The sequence below is a fragment of the Paenibacillus sp. 11B genome, assembly GCF_030487755.1.
Taxonomy (GTDB): domain Bacteria; phylum Bacillota; class Bacilli; order Paenibacillales; family Paenibacillaceae; genus Paenibacillus; species Paenibacillus vandeheii.
The window spans coordinates 181,670-206,194 of sequence record NZ_JAUKNS010000006.1; the positions used below are offsets into that span (position 1 = coordinate 181,670).

Annotated in this window: 30 protein-coding genes; 1 reads left to right on the plus strand and 29 read right to left on the minus strand. The window is 47.4% G+C overall.

Going from position 1 to position 24,525, the window contains the following annotated elements:
* The 26 genes from Q0V21_RS24875 to Q0V21_RS25000 form a co-directional block, all read right to left on the minus strand.
* The gene (locus Q0V21_RS24875; RefSeq protein ID WP_301881062.1) at positions 1-627 is read right to left on the minus strand and encodes a hypothetical protein; all 627 of its coding nucleotides are present in this window, start codon (positions 625-627) and stop codon (positions 1-3) included.
* A complete protein-coding gene (locus Q0V21_RS24880) occupies positions 628-2,007 on the minus strand; it encodes a pyocin knob domain-containing protein (RefSeq protein ID WP_301881063.1) in 1,380 nt (459 codons plus the stop codon).
* Entirely contained in the window at positions 2,007-2,288 is a 282-nt protein-coding gene (locus Q0V21_RS24885) for a ketopantoate hydroxymethyltransferase (protein WP_301881064.1), read from the minus strand. Before Q0V21_RS24885 ends, Q0V21_RS24880 begins: the two co-directional genes overlap by 1 nt.
* Positions 2,288-2,869: a putative phage tail protein gene (locus Q0V21_RS24890; RefSeq protein WP_301881065.1), complete on the minus strand. Its 582-nt coding sequence runs from the start codon at positions 2,867-2,869 to the stop codon at positions 2,288-2,290. The genes Q0V21_RS24885 and Q0V21_RS24890 overlap by 1 nt, the downstream gene beginning before the upstream one ends.
* The gene (locus Q0V21_RS24895; protein ID WP_301881066.1) at positions 2,862-3,947 is read right to left on the minus strand and encodes a baseplate J/gp47 family protein; all 1,086 of its coding nucleotides are present in this window, start codon (positions 3,945-3,947) and stop codon (positions 2,862-2,864) included. Before Q0V21_RS24895 ends, Q0V21_RS24890 begins: the two co-directional genes overlap by 8 nt.
* Positions 3,940-4,356, minus strand: a complete 417-nt coding sequence (locus Q0V21_RS24900; RefSeq protein ID WP_301881067.1) for a DUF2634 domain-containing protein — start codon at positions 4,354-4,356, stop codon at positions 3,940-3,942. Before Q0V21_RS24900 ends, Q0V21_RS24895 begins: the two co-directional genes overlap by 8 nt.
* A complete protein-coding gene (locus Q0V21_RS24905) occupies positions 4,340-4,738 on the minus strand; it encodes a DUF2577 family protein (RefSeq protein WP_301881068.1) in 399 nt (132 codons plus the stop codon). Before Q0V21_RS24905 ends, Q0V21_RS24900 begins: the two co-directional genes overlap by 17 nt.
* Positions 4,739-4,742: 4 nt before the next feature.
* A complete protein-coding gene (locus Q0V21_RS24910) occupies positions 4,743-5,903 on the minus strand; it encodes an XkdQ/YqbQ family protein (RefSeq protein ID WP_301881069.1) in 1,161 nt (386 codons plus the stop codon).
* The gene (locus Q0V21_RS24915; RefSeq protein ID WP_301881070.1) at positions 5,900-6,547 is read right to left on the minus strand and encodes a LysM peptidoglycan-binding domain-containing protein; all 648 of its coding nucleotides are present in this window, start codon (positions 6,545-6,547) and stop codon (positions 5,900-5,902) included. The genes Q0V21_RS24910 and Q0V21_RS24915 overlap by 4 nt, the downstream gene beginning before the upstream one ends.
* Positions 6,544-9,462: a phage tail tape measure protein gene (locus Q0V21_RS24920; protein ID WP_301881071.1), complete on the minus strand. Its 2,919-nt coding sequence runs from the start codon at positions 9,460-9,462 to the stop codon at positions 6,544-6,546. Before Q0V21_RS24920 ends, Q0V21_RS24915 begins: the two co-directional genes overlap by 4 nt.
* Positions 9,463-9,672: 210 nt before the next feature.
* Positions 9,673-10,101 (minus strand): phage tail assembly chaperone, encoded by a 429-nt coding sequence (locus Q0V21_RS24925; protein WP_301881072.1) that lies wholly within the window; start codon positions 10,099-10,101, stop codon positions 9,673-9,675.
* A 34-nt stretch (positions 10,102-10,135) separates the two neighbouring features.
* Complete coding sequence (locus tag Q0V21_RS24930) at positions 10,136-10,600, minus strand: phage tail tube protein (RefSeq protein WP_301881075.1); 465 nt, start codon at positions 10,598-10,600, stop codon at positions 10,136-10,138.
* Positions 10,601-10,603: 3 nt separating this feature from the next.
* Entirely contained in the window at positions 10,604-11,929 is a 1,326-nt protein-coding gene (locus Q0V21_RS24935) for a phage tail sheath family protein (RefSeq protein WP_301881077.1), read from the minus strand.
* Positions 11,930-11,931: 2 nt separating this feature from the next.
* Positions 11,932-12,141: a hypothetical protein gene (locus tag Q0V21_RS24940; protein ID WP_301881079.1), complete on the minus strand. Its 210-nt coding sequence runs from the start codon at positions 12,139-12,141 to the stop codon at positions 11,932-11,934.
* A gap of 4 nt (positions 12,142-12,145) precedes the next feature.
* Complete coding sequence (locus Q0V21_RS24945; protein WP_301881080.1) at positions 12,146-12,589, minus strand: phage portal protein; 444 nt, start codon at positions 12,587-12,589, stop codon at positions 12,146-12,148.
* Positions 12,586-13,134, minus strand: coding sequence for an HK97 gp10 family phage protein (locus tag Q0V21_RS24950; protein ID WP_301881082.1), 549 nt, complete (start codon positions 13,132-13,134; stop codon positions 12,586-12,588). Before Q0V21_RS24950 ends, Q0V21_RS24945 begins: the two co-directional genes overlap by 4 nt.
* Positions 13,131-13,475, minus strand: coding sequence for a DUF3599 family protein (locus tag Q0V21_RS24955; protein ID WP_301881084.1), 345 nt, complete (start codon positions 13,473-13,475; stop codon positions 13,131-13,133). The genes Q0V21_RS24950 and Q0V21_RS24955 overlap by 4 nt, the downstream gene beginning before the upstream one ends.
* Complete coding sequence (gene yqbG, locus Q0V21_RS24960; RefSeq protein ID WP_301881085.1) at positions 13,472-13,858, minus strand: protein YqbG; 387 nt, start codon at positions 13,856-13,858, stop codon at positions 13,472-13,474. The genes Q0V21_RS24955 and yqbG overlap by 4 nt, the downstream gene beginning before the upstream one ends.
* A gap of 3 nt (positions 13,859-13,861) precedes the next feature.
* On the minus strand, positions 13,862-14,167 hold the full coding sequence (locus Q0V21_RS24965) for a hypothetical protein (protein ID WP_301881086.1): 306 nt from the start codon (positions 14,165-14,167) through the stop codon (positions 13,862-13,864).
* A gap of 40 nt (positions 14,168-14,207) precedes the next feature.
* Complete coding sequence (locus Q0V21_RS24970) at positions 14,208-15,149, minus strand: phage major capsid protein (RefSeq protein ID WP_301881087.1); 942 nt, start codon at positions 15,147-15,149, stop codon at positions 14,208-14,210.
* A gap of 42 nt (positions 15,150-15,191) precedes the next feature.
* On the minus strand, positions 15,192-16,427 hold the full coding sequence (locus Q0V21_RS24975) for an XkdF-like putative serine protease domain-containing protein (protein ID WP_301881088.1): 1,236 nt from the start codon (positions 16,425-16,427) through the stop codon (positions 15,192-15,194).
* 136 nt (positions 16,428-16,563) lie between these two features.
* Positions 16,564-17,460, minus strand: coding sequence for a phage minor head protein (locus tag Q0V21_RS24980; RefSeq protein ID WP_301881089.1), 897 nt, complete (start codon positions 17,458-17,460; stop codon positions 16,564-16,566).
* On the minus strand, positions 17,447-18,946 hold the full coding sequence (locus Q0V21_RS24985) for a phage portal protein (RefSeq protein ID WP_301881090.1): 1,500 nt from the start codon (positions 18,944-18,946) through the stop codon (positions 17,447-17,449). Before Q0V21_RS24985 ends, Q0V21_RS24980 begins: the two co-directional genes overlap by 14 nt.
* Positions 18,947-18,958: 12 nt before the next feature.
* On the minus strand, positions 18,959-20,209 hold the full coding sequence (locus Q0V21_RS24990; RefSeq protein ID WP_483312387.1) for a PBSX family phage terminase large subunit: 1,251 nt from the start codon (positions 20,207-20,209) through the stop codon (positions 18,959-18,961).
* 61 nt (positions 20,210-20,270) lie between these two features.
* A complete protein-coding gene (locus tag Q0V21_RS24995) occupies positions 20,271-21,158 on the minus strand; it encodes a phage terminase small subunit-related protein (RefSeq protein WP_301881092.1) in 888 nt (295 codons plus the stop codon).
* A gap of 57 nt (positions 21,159-21,215) precedes the next feature.
* Entirely contained in the window at positions 21,216-21,485 is a 270-nt protein-coding gene (locus Q0V21_RS25000) for a hypothetical protein (protein ID WP_301881093.1), read from the minus strand.
* Positions 21,486-21,607: 122 nt separating this feature from the next.
* Between Q0V21_RS25000 and Q0V21_RS25005 the strand changes: the two genes are divergently transcribed.
* Positions 21,608-22,261, plus strand: a complete 654-nt coding sequence (locus Q0V21_RS25005; protein ID WP_301881094.1) for a DUF4145 domain-containing protein — start codon at positions 21,608-21,610, stop codon at positions 22,259-22,261.
* On the opposite strand, the gene Q0V21_RS25010 is transcribed toward Q0V21_RS25005, so the two are convergent.
* From Q0V21_RS25010 to Q0V21_RS25020, 3 genes are all read right to left on the minus strand, one after another.
* Positions 22,258-22,467: a hypothetical protein gene (locus tag Q0V21_RS25010; protein WP_301881095.1), complete on the minus strand. Its 210-nt coding sequence runs from the start codon at positions 22,465-22,467 to the stop codon at positions 22,258-22,260. The two genes, Q0V21_RS25005 and Q0V21_RS25010, sit on opposite strands and share 4 nt — an antisense overlap.
* 136 nt (positions 22,468-22,603) lie before the next feature.
* Positions 22,604-23,908 (minus strand): site-specific DNA-methyltransferase, encoded by a 1,305-nt coding sequence (locus Q0V21_RS25015; RefSeq protein WP_301881096.1) that lies wholly within the window; start codon positions 23,906-23,908, stop codon positions 22,604-22,606.
* Between the two features lie 344 nt (positions 23,909-24,252).
* Positions 24,253-24,492, minus strand: a complete 240-nt coding sequence (locus Q0V21_RS25020; RefSeq protein ID WP_301881097.1) for a hypothetical protein — start codon at positions 24,490-24,492, stop codon at positions 24,253-24,255.
* Positions 24,493-24,525 lie beyond the last annotated feature (33 nt).

Genomic DNA, 24,525 nt, shown 5'->3' on the forward strand with positions numbered 1-24,525 from the left:
TTAAGTCACCACCATTCCGGTTGCATAAAACGAAACCGTGCTTGCTGAGGACGCCCAAGCTGCCAAAGTTTCACCTTTAACAAGAAGCTGGTCCAAAAAAGGTATTGTCAATGTATCGTATGCCTTTAATAGTTTGCCTCCAATTATCTGATAATCACCAATAGACAAGGCGATTGTTGTGTCACTAGCAGTAAGATTGCAAAAAGTTACTGATTTAATCAAGACATCATTTAATGTATCTTTGAACACAGTTCCTGTTTGAGATGTGGTTACCGTGTTTGCCCTTATTAATACGTATGGTTTGACTCTTTCCGATGTATCAAAAACTACGCCCGTTACATTAATGTGTATCGTGGGCGCACTTCCAAAACTTATCGTTTCTATCTGATTTAAAACAAACCCGGCAGCGGGTAGAACAAACGTGTCAAACGCCTTTATGACATGATTGTAAACGATGGGGTAACCAGCCAAAGTAATTGTAAACCTTTGATCTGTTGACGTGGGGTTCGCGACTGTTATTGACTTGATAATAACCCTCTTCCCTGATGGGACCGTGTATACAACATACGGGGAAGTTGCGGTTGCAACACCGATCCCCGCGTAAAGTTTTTTGATTGCAGTAGCCAATTACAACGCCCCCCATATGTTTTGTCTTTCGGTGTACTCATACAAGGCCAGGTCGTCCGCTTCGGAGCTGTACGGAACGTCAGCCGAACCGTATGAAAGTTTAACTCTAGTGATTGCTTTGACGCTTCCGGGCACGGTTCCGGTTGTCGTATTTCCGAAAACCAAGCGCACACCCACGCCAGCAACGCCAGCCGGAATGCTTATTAAGCCTGATTTTCGATGCCAGTCCGAATTAAGGTTTGCGACAACATTGCCGATAACCGAACCGTTGCCGAAATTGTATACTTCGATATATAACGAACCAGAAGTCATGCCGATGTTATAAAACACGCCCTGTAGCCTATATGTTGTCGATGGTATGACAGGTATAACAACGGACGATTCGAGAAAGGCATAACCACCAGCTTCCAATTGGTCAAGCGCTTGAAAGAATTTTAATTCCCTCACGTTATTGCCGTTATTAACATTAAAACCCCTTATGTTAACCCAACCTTCCAAGCCATAAAAAGCAGACGAATTGCGAACCAGGTTAGGCGAATCCGCACCAATGATTGGAGATACCGCCGCATTGGCATAGCCCTGGGCATTTTCATTTGCCAAGGGGAGAACCACTTTCTCATCATTTTCTAGCGCTGCATTGATGGCCTCCTGTTTCGCATCAACGCTAGATTGCTTTATTTCTTCAAGTTCTTCTCTTGTAGGTACTTTCTTCCACGGCCCCCATCCGAAATAGTAGTTTCTTTGGAATACTTCCAAGTTACCAGGCTGAAAAGTGGTCAAGGTTTGTAACACTCCAGCATGTGGCTCGACCGTTAAATGAAATGCCTCTGCTGTCGGAGAATTAAGTAAAGTTGCTACAGTGGCATTGGCTGGGCAATAATAGTTGCCCTCTTCCATGTAGGTATTAAGGTCTGATCCAAACGGAATGACAATCGATTTCTTAATGAATCCACTATCTGCATATGTCACCAATGAATCATAATCATCTAAATCAAGCACACGTTCAAACGGTTGCCATGTTGCATTGCTATCCCTCTTGTTGCGTTTGTACTGTTTGTTATAAGCTTGGTTAGCCGGATCAGTACCGGAGTACATCTCGGTAAAGGTTTGATAACCGCCTGTGCCTATACGCACAGTTTCAACATATCCGAACGATTCGTTTGCTCCAGTGGCTGTCCTCCAGGCTGATCCTTGACCACCAGTGCCACCACCTACGTAAAATACAGATATACCCTCTGGATAAACTGTGATGGCCGCACCGGGTGCAGCAAAGTTATTAGCAAGTTTGATTGCGCTTTGTTTAGAATTTATCTCCGCACCAATTTGATTCATATCCGATGGCTTGACCTCATCCTCCATAGTCCAATCCGTTTTAGCCATTAATCTGTCACCTCTTCTATTTCAAAAGTTTCGAGCATGAGCGTATCCGACTGGTTCGGGACGTTTACAGCCTTCGAACTGACTCGGATATTTGGGCCTTTAACTTCGATCAATGTGATCATGGATACATCAGCCGCTGGAATCAAAAAGTTGAGCGCAACAGTTGAATCCGTGACCGCTTTTTCAACAAAATCTGTGATCTCGTACACTCCGTTCAGAACAACCCTCGTTATCCGTGAATTCAGATGTACAGCCAGATCGTTCAATATCTCTTGATCCATTACAATGTCACCTCCGGACCTAAATCCGCAAACGGCTTTTCGCCAAGTTTCCAACTGCCGTCAAGCTTGTAATTCCAGGATACATCCCTTTTGACAGTCGTATGTTTAATGCCTATTTTGTGCCGCAGGGACGTATTTTGCTGGTACACCATATTCGCAGGCTTGACTGTTTGGATGGTGTGTTGCACCTCTTTAAACAGGTTCGCGTTTTCTATGTTGGTGGTAACAAGCAACAAAAATTTCGCTGTGTCGATCGTAACTATGGTCAACCCCGGACCAAGTAGACGATCCAGTTGTGCTTGTAACCAACGATGTGTAAACGGGGGTTTAGTCGACTGACGGTTAATGATGCGCCGGCGGCGAAAATCCAACGACTCTGTAGTGGGGTTAGCCTGGATGCGCAGCATCTTTTCTCGGCGCCGAATTGCCGTCGAACTGGCCGTCATGATGAACATGTCATTACGCTGTCGTAAAACACCTGCAGCAATATTGTCCAGCTCCATTTCCTGCGCCATGAGCAGAGCTGTCATTTGCTTACTGTCCACATAATACGGCGGCAGATACTCCATGAGTCTACTCATTAAGCGTCACCCTCCCTCGTTGCGGCACCTGATCAACCGTCAGAGTGATGTTGGCAGTAGATCCATTTAGCTGTGTACCAATCACATCCACAACCCCGGAAACGGTCAGTATGCGTGATTCAAGCGGAGCAACCCGTATAATCAACGGTGCATCGGATTCCCATGTTGATTTGAGTGCCTGAAGGTATCCATCAATCACATCTTCAACATCTTGTTGTACTTGTCCAATTGATGTATCGGAGTCCAAAGTTAACGTGGTTGTGATATTAATCGTGAACCAGTTAACTCCGTCTAACGTTACGGTATGTCCGATTGGCGCTAACCCAATTCCCTGTCCTGCAAAAGCCACAGGATCAACGATCTCCTGCAACTGATTGATTAAAGCTGTTGAAGGTGGAACATGACCTGTTGCCATAATGGTTGCTTTCACCGAGCCACCGCCCTGCCAAACAGGAGTAATCCGCACGGCCCCAACCCCATCCAAGGCTCTAATCATTTGACGATAATCAGCCACGTTCCCGCCAAAAGGTTGCTCGTTAATCTCTATGAAAAAACGTTCACGCAGCTGATCATCCGTTTCTTCATCTTCGCCAGGTACCAGGATGTCACTCAAAGTTGCCGTTGCTAAATCGTTGATGTACTCCACGGGTAGCATCGAACCGAATGGGGCGTTTCCCACGACTCCTGCAGTTTCAGCAGTCACTTTATACACGCCTAGTGAAACTCTTTCTTTGACTACATAGTTCAAATCCTCAATAAAAAAGCGGCTGCCGATCGCTACATCAATCCCTACTCCATTCGAATCCAGAAACGTACCTTTTCGAACTGCAAACGTTGCTTGCTTCCGATTAACACCCCATTCAGCTGCGCCTTCGGTTAGATACTCTCCAGTTGCTGTATCGACGTTGTATAAGTCGTCTCCGGCAGACAAATCGATGTTCATCTGAGCGAATTCAGCTGCTGCAGGTGCTAAAGAATCATAAATAATGCTTCCAGGCCGCTTGTCCAAATCATCAGGTACCCTATCAAGCATCCTTTGCAAGATGGCTTCATATTCGTATTCTTCTGTATCAAACACTACCGACCACCTCCGTTAGCCGCAGATCCCCTTCGTTTGTGACAACGGTGAATGTGACCGTCGCACTGTCGCCCTGCTGTTCAACATCAAAATCTTTAACCTCGCTGATCCGTTCATCGTAGATCAATGCTTCTGTAATGACACGGGGCAGCTCCGAAGCTATAAAACCCGCACTTGTCGCCAGACCGACAACCGTATCCGATTCTGCACCATAACTCTCCGGGTATATGACGTGTTCAAAGCGAATGGTCCGTAGTGTCTTGATGATGAACTGCTTCATGGCTGGAAGTCCTTCGATGGCACGACCAATCTCGCCAGTGACCGGATCAAATGAATAGGTCCTGGTTGGTTGAATCTCCGAAGTAAAGAGATCCGGGACTTGAATATTCAGATCAGGAGTCAGCGCCATATTTCACCAACCTTTCTGCGATATAAAAAGACTGACCGCCTTGAAAGCTCATGACTAATACTTTTTCTCCGGCCCGCAGTTCATCAAGAAACGTAACTGTTCCAGAACAAATACCGGAACCCGATATTTTCCCATCTCCTGAATAATCCGAGGTTTGAATCGTGCCTTCCATTTCAAAATCACCTTCTATTTCTACCTCCCGAGTATAGGAAGTAAGACGTTCCGAAACTGACAGCATTTCCGCTGGTATCGGGTTCTTGCTGTCTAAGCCTATTTGTATGCTCAGTGCAGGCGGCGGCGTTAGGACGGTAGCTTCCAGTAGTTGCACTGGTCCAGCTGCAGCTACTGCAGCCACTGCAGCCTGTTTGATAATGTCCAACATGTCATCACCCCAATATTTCTTTGCGGAGCTGCTCCGCAAACTCCTTGTCTTCGTCAGCTTTGCTTTTTTTCTTCGTTGATTTCTTTTTGGACTTGTCCTTGTCTTTGTCAGAATCGCTCTCCTCCGGTTCTACTGTAACGTCGATATCCGGAAGGTCGTCTGTTTTGGTCAACGTGATTGACATCGAATGTTCATTGCCACTAAAGGAATGGCTATCCTCGTCAACATAAAAAGCCCGGCTTACGCCGAGCTCTTTGGCTATCACATATATTGCAGATCCAGATATTACAGGAGCGATACCGAGCGCATCGATGCTGAAGGTCTCGCCTATCTTGCCTTTTTCCATCATCATGGACGTTGCGCGCTGCATCAGCTGCGCCTTGTTCAGCTCGTCGGACACTTCCTCATAATATTGGAGTGTACCGAAACGCTTCTTAGTCGTTGGGTTATCCACCTTCGCAATATGAGTGGCACTGACCTTTTTCTTTTGGACCGTTTCCTTTTTACCCTTCTTCACCTTGGTTTCAATGGTCGTATTGGTCGTAGACGTCAATTTAACTTGGGTATAAGTATCCTCAATGGATTGCGCAAACGAATAATCTACCAAGTTAACCCCGTCCTCGATCACCCATTTACGAGCCAGATCCACGCGCTTAGTCAGGTGCAATTTGCCCTTGTCAGAATACAAATAGTATTTAACACGGGTATGCTTATACGTCAGCGAGATGGCCGTCAGGATCATATCGAATAGCGTTCCCTGCAGGATGCGGGTAAGCTTATGCGGGGTGTCTGCTATCTTACCAATCGGGATACCGAAGTCACCACAAATACGCCGGACTATCTCACCCAGCGTTTTCCCGGTAAATACGTATTTGTCCTCGGATTTGGTCAGATACACCAGATCATCATAAGCTGTTAAAGCAAGGCTGCCACTTTTGGTCCTTTCCTTTGAAAAGATCGTTCCACGGAAAAGCTCCTCACCTTTCCAACGAAAAAGCAACTGATCTCCCACGTCCACAGGCTGCTTGCGATGCATTCCGCGCGTCGTGGAAAGGATAGTCGCTGCAAGAGTCCTGGGAGCCTTCAACTTCTGGCCGGACCAATCTACTTCTTGGACCGGCAGTTCATACGTTCCATTGCTTCGAACAACAAACAGTTCCATCATTTTAACTTCAGCCCCTGCCCTGGCTTAATAGAGTATGGCGCTTTGATTTTGTTCAGTTCAGCAAGCTTCTGCCACGTTGTTCCGTTTGCTTGTGCGATCTTCCATAAGCTGTCGCCAGACTTCACCGTGTAACTGGCTGGTGTCGTCTTTGTACTGGGTCGTGCCGCCGTGCTGCTGGTTGTGACCTTTTTGCTACCATTGCTGGCTGTCTTGGTCGCATCCAGCTTCCGAATCGTCACGAACTTGTATTCACGCAATGATAAGTCATAATAGATCGTTTCAACATCGCCGCCCTCTTCCCGGTATACAAAATCCTCAATGGTCACAGCAAAGTTCCAAGCGGTTCCAGAAACGAGGAAACGAATCGGCTTTCCTGACTCCTTCCATTTGGATATAATCGCAGCCGCCTGTTTAGGGACGGGAATATCTTCATATTCACAGTAAGGCCCCCACGCAGCGGGAAAAAAGCTGGAGAATTCGAACGTCTTGAGTACCGGATCATTAATAATCGCCACTTCACCGATTCCAGCCACATCAACGGTTGTCGTTTGGCTGCCGTTGCCTATCGTGATATCTGGCGGGTTGACCGGAAGGCGTAACCGTTCAGCGTTGTTGTTCCATGATAGCCAAACTTCACGGCTCATACGAATTGCACCCCCTGTGGTCCAAGATTCAATTCATCTTGTAATGCCTTTTTGACAACACGAACCACCTTATTAGCGTCCATGTCGTTGGAGTAATGGTTGTCACCTGTAATATTAATGCTGATTGGCGCTGCTACAGGTGAAGCAGTTTGACTTCCTCCGGATGCTGCCATTCCGCGTATCAGTTCCGCTTCTTCGCGTGGGAGGACGGTTTCGCCTTTATGAAGGTTCGCCTTGTAATTATCATACGGGATGTTGGAAATCCCCTTAGCGTGACTGGGCTCATCAATAGTTTTCGGAGTAAAGCCTTTAATAAGATTCGGGAAATTTGAAACAGGTGCAGCTTTACCGCTCATCATTGGACTGTCAGATGTCTTACCGCTTCCAGTTAGTGTAGAAACTGCTTTTTTATTCGTTTCACGTGTTGCTTTAGTCTCCAATAGCTGGATTGTAGGTATGTTGTATCCTAACACATCTCCTAAACCATTCAGTTTCTCGATCAACCAGTTCACGCTCTTTATCATTGCATTAACACTTCTAGCAACGATATCTTTCGCTCCTTCGAAGGCATTAGCAACAACCTCTTTAATCTTATCCCAGTTCTTCCAGGCTTCCCACAGCACACCAAGTGCTGTGACTACCCATCCAATCACAGGCAAAAACCGTACCAATCCACCAATCACTCTACCGATCCATGGCAAGAATGGTTTAGCCCATTTGAGCACTTTAACGAAACCTTTGCCCAACCAAAGCAGTGCACTTCCTACCCATTTCAATATACTCCATACGACCTTGAGCACTTTCCACAATCCTTTGAACACAGGAGTTGCGACTTTTACAGCCTGGTATCCTTTCGCTGCACCATAGACACCCAAAAATGCTGCACCTACTACCTTCAAAATGGGCAACAATGTATCCCAGTTTTCAACAACCCATTGAATGCCTTTGGACAACCCATTGGCGAGCTCACCCGACAGTTCAGCTACACTTTCGGTAAACTTAGCTATCGATTTTTGTCCTTCCGGCGATGAAGCCCATTTGTTGAGTTCGATAAAGGCCGGGGTGACAGCAGTCAAAACGGATTGACCGATATTCTTAACCGTCTTGCCTAACTTGCGGGTTGTGTCATTGATGGCCGTCATGGGATTATTTTCGCGCATGGTGTTGAATTGTTTCTCCAGTTCTTTGCTGGCTTCGATTGGCTCATTGATAGCACGAGCTGCAGCAAGCACTGGTTCCTTGATGTCTTCATATTTGGTGCCGAGTAGTTCCGTAGCATACAAGGCACGTTGGGCTTCGCTCGGTATTTTGGACAAGGCTGTAGCAAATTCAAACATTACTTTTTCACCGGATAACGTTCCCGCATCCATAGACTTGTAAAGTTCCCTGGTACGGGACTTGCCCAACACTTTAGCCATTGCTGTAATCTGGTTGTCTGTCAGTTCGTTACGGCGGATGTTGAATTCTCGGAACATATCAGCCGGCTCGTCAAAGTTCCGACCACCGGCTTGAACAGCAGCAACAAACGCCGAACCGACCTGCCCCATGTTGAGCTGCAAGTCTTTGAAGGTCGAACTATACTCATTGATTGTGTCCAGGTAATCGTCATACTGATCACCCGCGTTTTTGATAACGTAAGCAGACACATCTCCAATCTCGCTCATGCTGCCAAGTTGGTTTTTGTATGCCGATGCAAAGGCCCGGTCCACCTCAGGTATGTCCTTACCATAGAGCTGTGCAAACATGGCCGAGGTCCGGGCAGCTTCTTGGAGTGCCTTGCCCTGCAGGTTAGTTTGCTGCGCAAAATCAACGAGAGACTGAGCAACACCAGACCGCTCGGTGCCAATATTTTCGCCATAATAAATCTGATCAGTCATAGCTGTGACTTGGGGTTGGCTGATTCCGCTGATAGCCGATGCCTTGGCATCCGTCTCAAACGCGTTTGCACCTTGTGCCAGAATGGCTGTACCACCCAGTGCAGCCCCGATGCCCAAGACTTTGTTTTGCAACCCTGCCAAACTGCTCTCGATCCGTGCAATGGCACGAGTTGCCAAATCTTTGACTTTAACCACAACTGTTGCCGTTATAGCTCCCACACGACGAGCCAATGCACGTACTTTATTTAATCCTCGGATAGCCGTGTCCCGAACCCGTGTTTGTATCGTAACTCTCATACGCCCAAGGTTACGGGCAAACGAACGCAAACGGGTTAAACCGCGGAGTGCTGCGTCTCGGAGTTTCGTACGGACTGTAGCCGTATATCCACCAAGTGCTGTAGCCATGGATTGTAAGCGGGTCAAACCACGACTGGCCATGTCCCGTAGTTTAGTCCCGATTAGCACGGTCCTGCGGTGTAACGAATCGCCCAAACGACGCAAACGAACCAGTCCCCTGGTCGCCATATCTCTCAATTGTGTCCTTAACACAGCTCTGCGCCATCTAAGATATGCCATGGTCGCCCTGATCCGAACCAATCCGGCGGATGCTTCATCCCTTAACCGTGTGCGTATGACAGCCACCAAGCGACTGATCCGTGGCACTTGCGCGGATAATCTGCGCAGCCCCCGCGTAGCCATGTCACGCAAACGTGTTGTAATGACCACGGCTCTGGCTTGTATGTTTCGTCCTAATTGCCTGAGTCGCAACAAGCCGCGACTGGCCCTGTCCCGAATGATCGTACGTATTACCGTAGCTTGTCTATTAAGATAATCTCTTAAATCCCTGATCCGGTTTAACCCACGAGAAGCAAAATCTCGAAGTTGCGTCCGGATGATGGCTCGTGTTCGGGATAACCTTTCAACGCGGCGTCTGACCTGATCTACTGTGTCACGCAACCGATTGAAGTTTCCTCGCATTTGTCGGACCCGAGAGCTTATGCGATCTCGAATGTCAAACATGGCCGTTAATGTAGCCAAGGTTACTCCTCCTTTCTACACAAAAAAGGGGCCTAGATTGGCCCCATTACTTGCGTTTATTTGCTTTCTCCTGATCAGAAAGGTATTGATCAATTGAGCCATAAATAAAAGCCCGGTGGTATTGGTCCATGCCCCAAAGATCCTGGGGCAATATCTTCAGCTTGTGCAGAGCATAATGAGCGTACACAGCATCCCGGTCACCGGACTTGATTAGTTTTTTACGTCATCAATCAGGTCATCTTCGGAATCATCGAATCCGTTGATTCGGTTGGCAGCCTGCATCCATTCAGCATATTCACCGCCGACAGACAGAATGGATTTCGCCAAGTCAACCGGGTCGGTCAGACCGTATGAAGCCAGCAGTTCGGCATTTCTAAAGTCAGGATAAACGGTTGATTCAACGGCGATACGCAAGGAGAAACGTTTGTTATCCAGCTTCTCCCCTACACGCTTACCTTTTTTGAATTCAGGTTTGGTGCAATCCGCTTCCAGTTCATCCATGCGCTGAGTGGATAATGCTTTCATAATAAACGGAATTGGTTTACCTTCGTCGTCTTTGTACCGCTGCGTGATGATTACTTCTTCTTCAGGAACTTCTTTCGCTTTACCTTTCATGAAAAACGCCATATTTTTACTCATATCTGTATTCGCTCCCTATTTATCGTATTTTGGATTAGCCCAGTGTCGGGGCTTTGAACGCATTTGGAATATCAACATCATCAAACGTGAAGCTGACTTCTTCATCCAACGCGTCTGACTCGGTGTCTAGTTTAGCCATAATTATACTGTCCAGGTTGACCCCTTTAAGTGTCACGGTCTGTTCACCGATACTGGAAGTTGGATCATCATTGGTAATTTGGATGTCGAAGTACGTATCCACACCATTTTTCATATATTCAAGCATGAGCTGGCGGTATCGTGTGGTGGTATAAAAGATTGTCATAGAACCAGAACCGGACCAACCCGTCGCTTTGTGTTGAACACCGCGACGGCCCAAAGTTTTGACTTCTGCTTTTTGCTTTTCTACTGTTGCTTCAAGCGTTTTTACATAAAACATTTCTTCTGCAACGCCGTTAATTGTAGCGAAAGCTCGTCCTTCCTGGCCGGAGATGGCATCCTGCGCTTTAAGGAATCCCATAAGTTACTTCACCTTCACTCTCATGTAAATTTTCTCGATTGCATCCACCGGCTGGATATCCATTTCGACATACACTGCATCAGTTGCTTCACCAGCAAGAACGGTAATGTCTGTTTGACTATTGAAATTTTGGATAGCGCCAAATCCCTGATAAGTGTTTGCGATATTGGTGAGCGCAGACCTCAGTAGGTTACGGCCATCGGCTGAATTACCAACTTTACCAATGTAATATTGATCGAAGGTTTCTTTAGAGTCGTTAGCCAAGCCATCCAACACCCTGATAACCCGGTTCTTAGAACGTTCCCGCCCTTTAGTCAACGTATAGCTACGGAAGGTGTTAATGTCTTGTTCAACAATAGCCCGTCCCTTGCTTGCAACAAATACAAATTCCCCAGCCAACAGCGCATCCTCAATCTGCGTGTTCGTGTATTTGACATCCACGTCCACAGCATCGTCATAGGCAGCGTAAGTCAATGACTGGTTGACGGCAGCTCCTGCAGTAGCCCCAGCGACCCAAGCGACCGCCTTGATCCGGTCAATCACCGTCTGATCAGACAAGACCACTCCATTCTTGACACTGATGACGCCCTCGTAGTCAGCTGTAGGATAGTTTGGTACCACCAGTTGAATTTTCTTGCCTTCGTTCTCCCGCTGCCGCTTAATAAAGGCAGTGTAGAGAGCCTTCAACGTCGTGTCATCGGACATCAAGCCGACCGTATTGAAATCTGTGACCTCAAGCAGTTCCAAATATGAAGTATGGTCCGCATTGGTCACCGTACCGTCAGCACCGCCCGATAATGGCACACCTGCAGATGCTGCAAGATCCTTATCCGTGTCGGTGGCTGCGAAAGACACCCATGCGTTTTTTGTCAGTCCGTCAATGTCAGCCACGGTTTGTTTATCTTGTTCCGCTCCGGCCACCAAAGTATAGACGTCAAATTTAGATGGATCGTCAATATTGGCTTGAATAACCACAGTGATGTCATTACCACGCACGCCGCCATATTTGGCCGTTACGGTTAAGTTGCCGCTTGTGGCGATTGCTTTGATACCCGTATTAAGACGATAGAGCAATAGTTTTTGCGCTTGCTTCAATGCTTCACGAATGGGCAACATTTCTGCAGTTGTAATGTCGTAACCCAGCGCGTCGAACGGATCAGCTCCAGCTTCCACTTTCACTAGTTGCTTGCTCGGCCCCCAGCTAAGAGGAACAGCCATAGTGACCGTTCCGCGTTCTCCGAGGGCGGTTGTTGCAGTGCCCACAGATTCGAAATTCATATATACGCCTGGGCGTACTTTGTTTTGTCTTGTCCAAATTCCTCCGGCCATGTTTAGCGCACCTCCCTTGATTTAAATACATTCATTTGTCGTTGCACTTCTTGATGCGTGTACGTCTGACCGTCCTGCAGCAAGGCCATGAACACGTCCTTTTCTGCATTATTGTACTTGGTCGACTGCAAAAACTGCTCCTTGCTGAAGCGTGGTTCTGCAGGTACAACCTTTGCCGCTTTCGCTGCCCGTTCTTCTTTTACATCACTCATGTTTTCACCGCCTGATTCCTTGATTTAATAACAAAGAGCCCATCTTCTCGTAATCCACCCGGCTATATTGGTACCGGGATGACCACGTTAAAGTGAGCTGTGCAACATCATCGTCTATAAGGCGGGTTTCCGCTCGGCGGAGCCGCATGTATTGGCCTGTATTTTGACCGTCCTCGTCAATTACAGGAATGGTCATACGGGTTTGCCTGAAGATCTGGGCGATCCGTTCGGCAGCATCCCCGGCTTGCTCGTCTGTACGGTCGAATACCTTGACTGCCAATGAAAAATCCACCCTGTACGAACTGATGGAGCTGGGCGCATCCGTGATAATAGGTTGCGGGAAATAAAGAGACGGCACAACAAAGTCTTGCGGCATTCGATCGGTGTAAACTTGAACGGGATGTACCCGAAAGCAAGCCGCCATGATCGATCCCACGTCACTATTCATCGTCGCCTTCCCCCTCGCCTATTGGAACGTCGACCACTCGGCAATGCATCCAGCCATTCCTGCAGACGACGTTCCAAGGAACGTTCAAAAAGGCGCTCAAAAATCATCAAAGCCGTGTCCCAATAATGTGTACCCTCAATCCACTGGCGTCTGAGCATCATGCCCGTGCTTGCTCCTGGATCATAATCAAATCGGTCTCCGTGCCAACGACCAGGTACCCAACGTTGTTCTACGCCCTCTTTCGTCGTCCAATGACCGTCGTTGACGAATTGGGCATACTCCAGATTAGTACCAACCTCAAGGCGCAGGCCGCCCGAAGAAGTTGACCAAACGTTATCACCATCGCCCCTGTCAAAACTGTTAAGCAGCCGCCGAGTGTCTACAGTTTTCGTCCGGATAATTTCATCCTGGATGAGCTCCAAAAATTCGAACCCCATTGCATCAAGCCACAGAGCATATTCCTGTCGTAACCCACCATTGGCTGCCTGATCCAAACCACTGATCAATTCATTAAGCCCGCGGATCTCTGCACGGTTCCTGCTCATAGGTTAGCCCTCCTTGTTGCTGTGACTTCCCAATGATGCCCCCGGAGATCCCGGGGCACCTGCAGCGTCAGCTCCACACCATTCCATACCACCTTGTCATTCACCCGAACATCAGTGTCTGGGAGAAAATGAACAAGGAACGAATGTAAGATTTCGTTGTTTGGCTCAGCCTGATTGATCGACTGGCCTTTTTCCACGAACCAGCACGGGACGTCCGTTGCATCCGGTACCGATCCATATTTGAGATCAGGCGCAGCAGGAACACCAAACCGTTGGGGAGCTGAAGCAGATTGCATATGGTAGATGTCGCATCGATCAATAAGTAAATCCTCATAACTCATAACAATCGCATCCTCATATTGACGTTACCTTGCACCGGCTGTGCTTTGAATTTACGCAACATGGCCAAGATTGACGCCTTACTGATAATCTGGCCGTTATCCAAGGTGTATGAATAACCGCCAATGCTTTCAGACTTGATCCCCTTGGCAATCGACTCATCGCCGTTAACCAGGGCATAGTATTGTCCCAACTGGATCAGGGCAAGCCGTGCTGCGGGTGGCAGAACGGGGTAAAGGATCGAATCACTGAAATCGTGACCGACCTCTTCAAACACTTCCGTTTCCGCCTGCAGGATGTCCATCTGAAGCAACTGCGGGGCTCTCGCTTTGACCTTGGCAAACACCGTGTAATCAATGATTTCCTGCGGTGTGATTAGGGCCATAGGCTATCCCTTCCGGACAGAGAACAACGCATTATTCGCAAGTCGTGAATGCAAACTCTCCGTTACTTCTTTTTCCTCGTCCACCTTAAAGACGATACCACCCACATCAAACGTCTTCCCCCGTTCAAGAGTGGCAAAATATTGTGCGGTATTTTTGGAAGTTACGGCTTCGCTTGCAGGCTTATCGGATGCTTTATCATCCTTTTTTTCAGTCTGACCTTCAAGATTAAGGGATGTTTGTCCGCTGGTGGATTCTTGATTATTCTGATCCTCAGAATCTTTCACTGTATTGTTCTTAGCTCCTGCCATAATTAATTACCTTCCTTTCATAGTTGAATTGAATTTGATACTAAGCTTTGATGTGAATGATCTTGGCTGTTGCGTCTTCTTCTTCCAATTGGACATCGATCTTAGCTGTCAAAACGATAATGAACACACGGCGAGTAATATCCTTGTCTACTTCTACTTGAAGTTTACGGTTCATACCAACAACAATATTTTTGGGATGCGTAAGAATGGCATCAGTCACATCGGTATAAGCAACAGGAGAAGTCACGTTGTAGGGTTGCAACATAGCGATTCCGTTGACCGGAACACCATATGCGTTAACCAGGCGACCTCCATCCAAGCTTTGATCACCACCGGATGTTTGACGATTGGCGAAACTGTCCCTCCAGTCAAGTTCAACACCAGTGTTTGTGTAGTACCTCCAGTCCGCAGGGTTACGCAGATACTGGTTAGGCACAGCTTTGATTCCTCGCTTGAAAATCTCCTTGGCAATTGCTTCCCCTTCTGCATCGACGATATGAGAAGATACTTTCTTCCGCACGCCATCAATCAAAGCAAGATACTCATCGCTTGAAGCAGTATCGCCATTGATGATCAGTTCCTCCAAATCAAGCGCTGCGCGATCGGCCAGCAAGTTCATGATTGTCGTCCGAATATTATCGCCTTCGATGTTGTTCTCAATCGTGTCGTACGAGATATTGATCTCAGCAATGACTTCCTGTGTGTTCAACTTGATAGTACCTGTTGTAGGTTTGGAACGTTGAGATTCTGTAAGTGCTGTCGCTTCAACACCTGGACGCAAAATACGTTGCCCAAAGCCAATTTTCTCAATCTTCTGACTGTCAGAATTCATCGGAACTGTACGAGCACTATTCAAAATAGTAGGTGCCGCAATCATACGGCGGTAAAAGGCATTGAATTGTTGTTCGTTCATTCGACCGCCGGACGCAAGATCCGCAAGGGTCATAGTAGCTTTTTCGATAATTGCTCTGTTGCTTGGCATAATTAAATCAGTCTCCTTTGTTGTTTAAAAGTTTAGTTATGATTAGAACAAGCCTTTATACGGGTCGCTATCGTCATGCTCTGACTTATGAATAGACTCAGGCTCACTTTGACGGGAAATACCACGAGCTTTCTCCACAGTTGCCAAACGGGATTCGATCGGCGCTAGTGCTTCCTTCATTACGTCTTTCAACTGATCGGCAATACCGCCTTCAGGCTCCGGTGTTGGCGTAGTCCCTTCTGGATTGTCACCTTCACCTTTCTCCAACTTGTCCAATCGGTCAGTAACCGGAGCAAGTGCACTCTTCACGATCTCCGCAATGTCTTCTTTCTTCACTTCTTCGTCCCCCTCATCGTCCTGCTCGTCATCTGCAGGCACTGTTTTGTTTTTCAAATCGGTTAGTGCAGCAATGGCATCATCGATATGCTTCATGTTGCCGTCAGAAATCTTCTTGCCTGCCTTAACAATGCTTTCAGGTGGTCTACCTATTGCTTTTGCAATATCCTCTTGGATCAACACTTCTTGGGCAATTGTAATGAAGTCTTGGAGTGCTTCGCGGATCGTTTCAGGATCGCGTTCTACTTCACTGTTCCAATCGTCCCAATTGAAGATGACACTATTGAGCGCATCCTGTGCCGCCCAAAATTCACGACGGCGACGATCACGTTCGTATTTTTCAGCCACTTCACCTTTAGCAATCTTCTCAGTGCTTCCACCCGTGAAAAATGATTTCATTGCATGAAAAAAGCCCTTGACCTCATCACTTTGATGGGCCTCAGGCTCCTGGGTTTGCTTTTCAATTGTCTCTGCGGTACCGGCCATCGAATAACCAGTAATATCCCCGCTCTGGATTTGCTCCCAAATCTCTTCACTTGCTTTTGTGACAAGTACCCACGAACCTTTACGGATCGTCTCTTCTCCCAGTTCAAAGTCTACAGGTGCGATGTAGCACTCCACCACATCCCCGACGCCTGGATCAAAATCATGCTGCGTGTCCATGACAGCACCCTTGGCAATCGCAAGGTTGGCCATAAATCCGTGAACAGCTTTCTCGATCTCTTCGGCAGTCATCATGTCACCGTGTGTATCTTCGGTTTCTGGCTCGTACACAACGCCATACACTAGCTTCTTAGTATCGTCTGACTTGGTAATCAGCCGAACTTGTTTCTGAAAATCCGGCTTTTTGGCGGACTTTGTAAGGAAGAACCGTTTTTGATTGGCTCCCTTGTCGACGTAGCTGATGTGGGTAATATCTACGTTAGTTAGTTCTCTTGGCATTTTCTTTGTTCACCTCCTCTCAGAATTACTGTTTTTGTAGTCATTGGACAAGTATATTGAAATCCGCCGGATACCAACGATACTTCGATATTCTCGTGATCCCATAAACACGATGGACAATCAATGATTTTCACGTTCAATCCTCCAATTCGTCCAGAACCTGCTGCCGGATGGCTTCCTTCTCTTCCGGACTCAGGCCCAATATTTTTTTATCCGTCACAGGGGACATGACACATTTACAGCCAATACGTTCCTCAGGCGGAAGCTGCGGATCACGCGGATAATCTCCCTTATGGCCATTGACGTCAAATGGTTCGTCCACCGGCACTTCGTCGCCGTCCATCTTTACGTGAGCTTCCCGCGGGTTATTGTTCTTGCTCCCGCTATGCCGCCAACGCTTGGCGACGACTGACGGGCTTTGCTTGTACGCTTCCCACTGGCTCCGGCTCGATGCAGCCAGTATCTCCGTTTGCGCAGTAACACGTGCACGTTCTCGGTCAAACTGCGGAAGATCCTTGATTCGCTGCACTGCCTGCTGAACTGATTCACCCTCGGTCAAAGCTGTACTCAGGGCATCTTCCACGGCGTTGTGCGAGGTAAGGACCATGATCTTGCCTAAGTCCTCTCCCCACTCTTTAATCCATTTAGTGGTGCGGCCAGACAACGTACTAAAGGCAACATCCTTGTCTATGGCCTTCATCATGTCAGCAGCCAAATCGGTAATGGTTGCAGTCAGGAAAACCATTGCCTCTGCGCTGAGCAATGCCGCGAACTCATCTGATGCAAACAGGTCCTGTGTGACAAAATTAATGATAGTTTCAATCGTCTCGTCTTTGGCAACGAATGCGTTAATCCCATCTACGTAATGCTTCCGCTGGTCCCTTAGCAGCTTGGCAACCGCCGATTCAAAGTCTTCCACATAGTCCGGGACCTTCTGCAAGCCGGGGAAATCGGGAATATCTTCAGTCATGTCGCCTTCCTCAGCTTTGACGATGGATGCAATCGATGTGAGTAAACGGTCAATTGGCTCCACGTTGCATTCCCTCCAGTACGTCCCGCAAGTCTTTCAGTACGCTGATGATCTCCGAAGGAGCTGCAGCCGATTTGGAAAGTGCGATTGGGAACGTGCTGCCCGCTTGCTGCTGTCTGAGCGTTAACGGAAGGTTGGCTGCCTCGTCTTCGAAGTTTTCAACCGTTTTGCCGAGGACCTTGCCCACATCATCCCGAACATCATTCGGGGACACACCACCGATCTGATTATAAACAGTCAATAGTTTGGCTTTGTCTTCGCTGTCCGAAATGTCCGGACCTTCGAAGAAGACTTCGACGTGCTGAAGGTTGTACGGTTCCAACAAAACATTATTCAGAATGAAGGCCAGGCTATCACGTTCAGGTTGGAAAACCTGTTCCTCAGTGATTTCCCGCGCCTTATCTGCTGTAGCCCGATTAAAGTCACGGCTGCGCCCGACAAAGATATCAGGCAAACGGAAAGCCGACTGTTGTTTCATACGCGAGTTGTCGTCATACGTCTGGAATAGCGCGTCACCTTGGAGAATATCGGCCAAAGACTTCATTTCAATGTCGACTTTGGTTTGCTTGTCATCTGCTATGCCCTCTGCCATCCCTTCAACTTCAAGTATCAGCCACTTATGGGCATGTTCAACACCCTTGACATGATTGGCGTACTCTTCAAGCTGCTGAATGCTCTCTTTGGTAAGCATTCCGTTTTTGACAAGGACAGCCATCGGGATATGCCTGCCATCGTCGAAATAGTTCAAGTTCAGGATTTCTGCTTTTCTACTGCCGGCCATGTGTGGCGACTGGCTAATCCAACGCGGTTCACCATAAGCTTTACTGCCGATTTTCAGGTGCAAGATTTCGTTTGCCTCTTCCTCAGCAGGGATATCATCCCCGTATTGCCCTGTCTTCCAGCTCATCTTACGCGGATCACCAAATGCCTTATACCAAACTTTTGAACCGTTTATCTCTTGCAAGTACCGGCGGAACTTTTTCCGACGTTTGAATTGCTTGCCGTTACGCCACATTGTCATTTCCACCGGATCACCAAGTTTGGATACCTTGATATATTCAGGTTCCATGTTCTCTGCTTCAGCAGGCATCCCAGTTCCGTCACGAATAATTTCAATGTACCCGTTCCCCGTGCGTTCACGGTGTTCAACCGCTTCGGCCCATACGTCTTTGAAAGGTTTGTCGAAATTGAAAAACTGGAGCAGTTCCTTCACCCGGTCCCATTCCGCTTTCATTTCGGGGGTTTCATCTACATTGGTATCATCTTTTTTGTACTGTAAACCAAACCCGAAACCAGCGATATTTTGCTTGTACGCATCGATACACTGAGGGAGTACGGTACTTTCCTTGCTCATCTCAATCAGGTCTGTCGGGTTGTATGGTGGAGTGATCAGGTCGCCAAATGAGTTGCCTTCGTCCCTGATCGCTGTTGACGCACTACTCTTGCTGACAGACGTTGATTTAATTACTCGTGCGTTGACTCTTCGCATGTTTTCTCCTTCCTAACGCCGACTCGGACGTTCACGCTGTGGACGTTCGGCCGGGTTGTTTTCTCGATCTGACCGCCGTTGTTTCGCACGCTGCATCAGGTAATCTGTATGGATTCCATACCGCCGGGCGTCACAAGTATGGTCGTTTTGCTTAATTGGCTTGTCTTCGCCGCGTTGGGCTGCCTTATCGTCCCAAATGTAAGAAACCAACTCTTTGAGGGAGTTGGTGTTGTCGGCGCAAATATACAGTTCATCATTCCGAAAGCGATTGGATACCGTCTGAATACCGTCCAGTACGGCGTTTACTGCCGATCGGATGTGATTAATTGCCCGACGTTTCAACTCAATAATGAAGGCCTTGGCGCTCGGGTCAATGAAAATTGCGTACTCATCTCCATCAGCAAAGGCTTGAAGGTCATCGGCATATTCGCTGTTCGTTTTCTCACCCTTTTGCTTGATGTCGTGGTAATACTCGTCCAACTCGTAATAAACATCACCAAGTACACCGTACTTCAAGAACGTGGTTGGGTTATTGGCTCCGTAATCGACGCAAATGAACTTACGATCAAATTGAACTGGGAACCAGTCACGAGGCTTCTTGTGTACCTTGTCGTTGAACTTGGAGAAGATTACACCCTCAGCCATAACCCAAAGGCCAAGAATAAAACGGTCATAGAATATCCCGGAGTACATCCTCCGGTACCGATCCCGGACACGTTCGGACAGCGAAAGGTTGTCTTCCATGGTGAAATGCAAATGAATAGCTCGTTTGACAATCAAGTTGTCCAGCCATTCCACCTTAAACCAGTGGTACGGTCCAGCAGGGTTACAGTTGAACCACATCTTTGCGTCTTCAACGGAACAACGAGCAGTGGCTTGATCAACGAATGACTTCGGCATCAGAGCTACCTCATCAAAGAACATCCCTGCCAAGGTGATACCTTGAATCAATTCTTGTGAACGTTCGTCCTTACCCCCAAAGAGAAAAAACTGATTGCTTACAAGACCACGGGATATCGTCAGGACGTTTTCCGTCTTATTGTCGTGAATCTGATACCCACGACTGGCAAGCATGCGTTTAAGCGGACCAACAACGTTACGGCGCAGTGCCCCGATCGTCTTTCCTGCCATACCAAATTGTTCGGTCCGGAACGTCTCCGTTGCCCAAACGATGAAACTAAACGACATGGCTACCGTCTTGCCGGCACGAACTGATCCGTCACAAATGATGGCATCCATATCATGATGGGGGCTTTCGGGCATCCACCACGTCAGGACCTGGACTTGCTTATCAGAAAAAGGCCGCCACTTGAAAGGTGCAGGCTTAAGCTTCAGTGTTGCCATCTTTAGCCCACACCTCCGCAGCGCGTCCTCTCAGAGCATCCATAAATCCGTCATCTTCAACTTTATCTGGTTCAGCACCGCCACGTTTAATCATCAGCTCATGCTTCAACATCTCGATTCGGACGCGCTTCTCTTCGTCCAGAAGTCTGGCCTTCATCTCGATTGCCTTTAGCTTCTGAGTCTGTACACGGGTTAACGCTTCTTCAAGAGAAATGATGTCATCGATCACGCGGAAGGTCTTTTCTTCTACCTGAGATTCGACCAGCTCTGTTCGAGTCACAGGAACGGTCTTCGTTTTACCCGTCATCTCATCATGAACAGTCATGGCTTCCTTGATTGATTTGAGTTCGTAAAGAACACGTCGTTCCCTCTCGGTCAGTCCATCGGTCAATCTCTTGATTCGTAGCAGCATTCGGCGTTCGCGGATCTCAAACTTCATGATGGCTTCACCTGCCTGCAGGATCGGGTCCGTATCAATCAGATCGATGAGATCCAACTCGTCATCTTCCAGAGCATCAAGCCAAATGGTTTCATACTCACCTGTGGTGACGGCCTTCTTGTTACGATACGGGCCACCGTTCCCGCCCCTATTGCCTACAGCACGTTTATTCCCTGGCGGAGCTCCACCTCGATTACCGACAGCATTTTTGTTCCCTTTGGGGGCTCCTCGTTTGGTAACGTTACTAATGGTTTCAATGGTAACGTTACTATTCAACTCAGCCGCCCAACCGTCCTGAGACTTCCACTTGCGAATCTGTGTTTCCCCAACAGAAAGAGCGGTTGCGATGTCCTTTAGCTTCATCGCCCCGCCGCTCTCTAGCCACATCAGTTTAGCTTTGTCCCGCTCGGGACTTCTCTCTCTGGCCATCTACATTCATCACCACCCCCAACAAAGAAGAGCTGCGACAGTCACCCGTCACAGCCCCTATTCAACTACATTATATTCAGATTCGAATTCAGCCTTCTTCATGTGTTTCAACGTTCCGGCTGCATCCTTAACAATATAATCCCCGACAAGTACCACCAATGGTTTGAGTGGGTCGACGATCACGCGAAGCTCCACCACATTACCAGTCAAGTTAATTGAAATCGGAACCCCAACAAATGAAAACACCTCATCCGTATGGGATGTATTATTGCCCTCGAACTGTATGGCCGTAACGGGAATGATTTTCTGATAGCTTTTAACGGACAATGTATACCCCCCCATTCTGTTTTGATACCAATTTCCTTATTTCGTGGCCATCTAAATTGTCGTCACCACCGACAACAAAATTGTATAATTAAGGGACAATCTAAATTGAAAGGAACCTACATATGAAAACTACATATTTTCCACCATTATTTAAAGCAGAGAAATTCAGTTGCCCCCACTGTGAAGTCTACACAACCCAGAGTTGGGATGATATGTTCTATGGAGATAGAAAAAATACATTTGATTTAACAGTATTTTTTCAATGTACATGTTACAGTTGCAATAGAGCGTCTTACTGGTATAAAGAAAACATGATCATCCCCTTACAGTCGTCAGCACCGTTACCACATGAAGATTTGCCTAGCACATTACTCGACGACTATGAAGAAGCCAGAAGCATCGTTCACCTTTCACCAAGAGGCGCGGTTGCATTATTAAGACTGGTTCTCGAGAAGCTTTTAGCAGAACTGTTAGGAGAGCAAAGTAACGGGATAAATAACGATATAAAATCATTAGTTCGAAACGGGCTACCTGTCAGGGTAGAAAAAGCACTAGATATTATTCGGGTAGTTGGAAATAATGCAGTACATCCAGGTAGACTTGACCTAAAAGATGACCAACAAACAGCACTTACTTTATTCGAACTCATCAATATAATCATTGAAAATCAAATAACTCTACCCAGAACACTAGACACCCTCGAAGATCAATTCATTTCGGAAGGACAAAGACAAATCATTAATGAACGTCAAAGACCTGTATCTTTAGAGCCTTAAATTTCATCCTGCTGAAGCTTGATATCCAGTTCAATAAGACGTTCCAAATCCTGAACAGTCTGCATCTTTATATTGCCAGCCTGCAGGTCTTTCACCCACTGGGCAATAGCTGCCTTGACGATTCTGCGGTATTGCTCCTTGCTTTCAAGGATACCCTCGGCGACTTCGAGTTCATGCTGCAACAAAATTTCATCTTGTGTTCTCATGCGTACCCCTCAGCTTTCCGTTATGATGGAATGCGAGATAGCGGATGTTGTCGATAAAGCCGCGCGCGGCGGGCCGCTATCTCAGCCGGGGGATACCCTGGGTGATGGGGAGGACGTGTCTGCGTCCTCCTTTTTATCATGTCATGGGAACTACACGATGAATAAGTACAGGCTCAATGCCGGTGGACTCCTGGTACCGTCGTTTGATTACATCGCAAAACTTCGGATCGATTTCCATGGTTCTGCAAGGACGATCCATCTGATCACAAGTCATCAGCGTGGACCCGCTGCCTCCAAAGAGGTCGACAACAGTATTCCCAGGTTGGCTGCTATTCTTAATTGGAATGGCCAGGAGCTCAAGAGGTTTCTGAGTGGGATGAACATACTTACCTACATCACCACGGGAAACCTCCCAAATCGTAGACTGTTCAGGCCCTTCAACTGGCAGGCCAGCACGCCAAACCGTAGTTTGTCGGCGGTCACCGTACCAACCAGGAGCCTTCCCTTTTATATGGCCATAGAATACCGGCTCATGCTGCCAGCGATACTGTGACCAGCCGAATGATGCAGCATTCTTAACCCACACGCACTGACTCCGAACAACAATACCAGCAGCGTTCATAGCATTCTCAAATTCCCGTTGATAGGAAGAGGGATGAAACACGTATATCCCAGCCGTTGGCTCCATTAAGCTTGAATATCTTTCGAAAACGGCATGCAAAAAGCCCGCAAATTCCTCTGCGGGCATGTCGTCGTTCTGTATGCTGCTCCGGCCATCTGCGGCCAAACGGGCTGAATCGCTCTCTATAGCAACATTGTATGGCGGGTCTGTCACTACCAGGTCGGCCAGCTCCCCATCCATCAGGCAACCGACATCTTCCTCACTGGTTGAATCCCCACACATCAATCGATGTGGACCAAGCTGCCAGATATCACCCCGCTGCGTCTCAGGCACATGAATATTATCCAGTGCACCTTGAACGTCGAAATCATCCTCAACTACCGGTTCCTCAATCTCCGTATCAGGCATTGTGCCGAACTCCGCGATCACTGCATTAAGCTCCTCAGTGTCAAAACCGGACAATACCAGATCTGCCCCTTCAGCCTGCAGTTCACCAAGCAACCTGCCCAACGCTTCATCATCCCAACGTCCCGAAACCTTATTCAAGGCGATATTCAGGAGCCGTTCCTGTTGATCGTCCAGATCCACCACGGATACCTGCAGCTCAGTGTGGCCGAGGTCGTTCACCATGATCTTATACCGTTGATGGCCGCCGACCATGTTCCCGGTCCGTTCGTTCCAGACAATCGGCTCCACATAACCAAATTCCTCTATGCTGCGGCGAAGCTTTTCGTATTCTGGATCTCCTGATTGAAGGTCAACGCGAGGGTTATAGGCTGCTGCATTAATCTGATCGATTGGCACGATTCTGATGTTCATATCAATTACCTCCAAGATAAATTCTGAGTTCAGCACCTTTTGGCAGAGATGGAACGACTACTAAAGTAAGATGCCTTACTCCAGATATGAAAATTACTTTAAGTATTTCAGCAACTCTACCTGGGGATAGCGCGATGAATAAAGCAACAAAACTTTAGGAGGACTATCCACAATGACAAACCAAATGATGTATGAACTCTTACACACTTTGCTTAGCGACACATTGCCCGATCTGCTCATCGCAGTTAAGGTTTATTACTGGTATCTCGGACAACGAGAAATTACAAGAAGAATGAAGAAATAAAAAAAGGACAAGCATCATAGCTCGTCCTCGCTGATTGTATTCAACTGTTATGTCTATTTAATGCATCTTCTAAGCGTTCGAATAAATCTCCATAACGTTCTTTTGTGGGTTCATCAGCTACAATTTTCATTCCATCCAAGCTGAAGACCGCTCCATGTAGATGCACTGCATGAATTACAAGTTGATTATAATAATCAGGACCTGATTCATTGATGCGTACATTAATATCATAAAGGTCGTGTGCTTCCAAAAGAAGTGTATCTTTATCAATTCTCTTCATATCAACACCCCCATTCGACACATTCATTCGTAT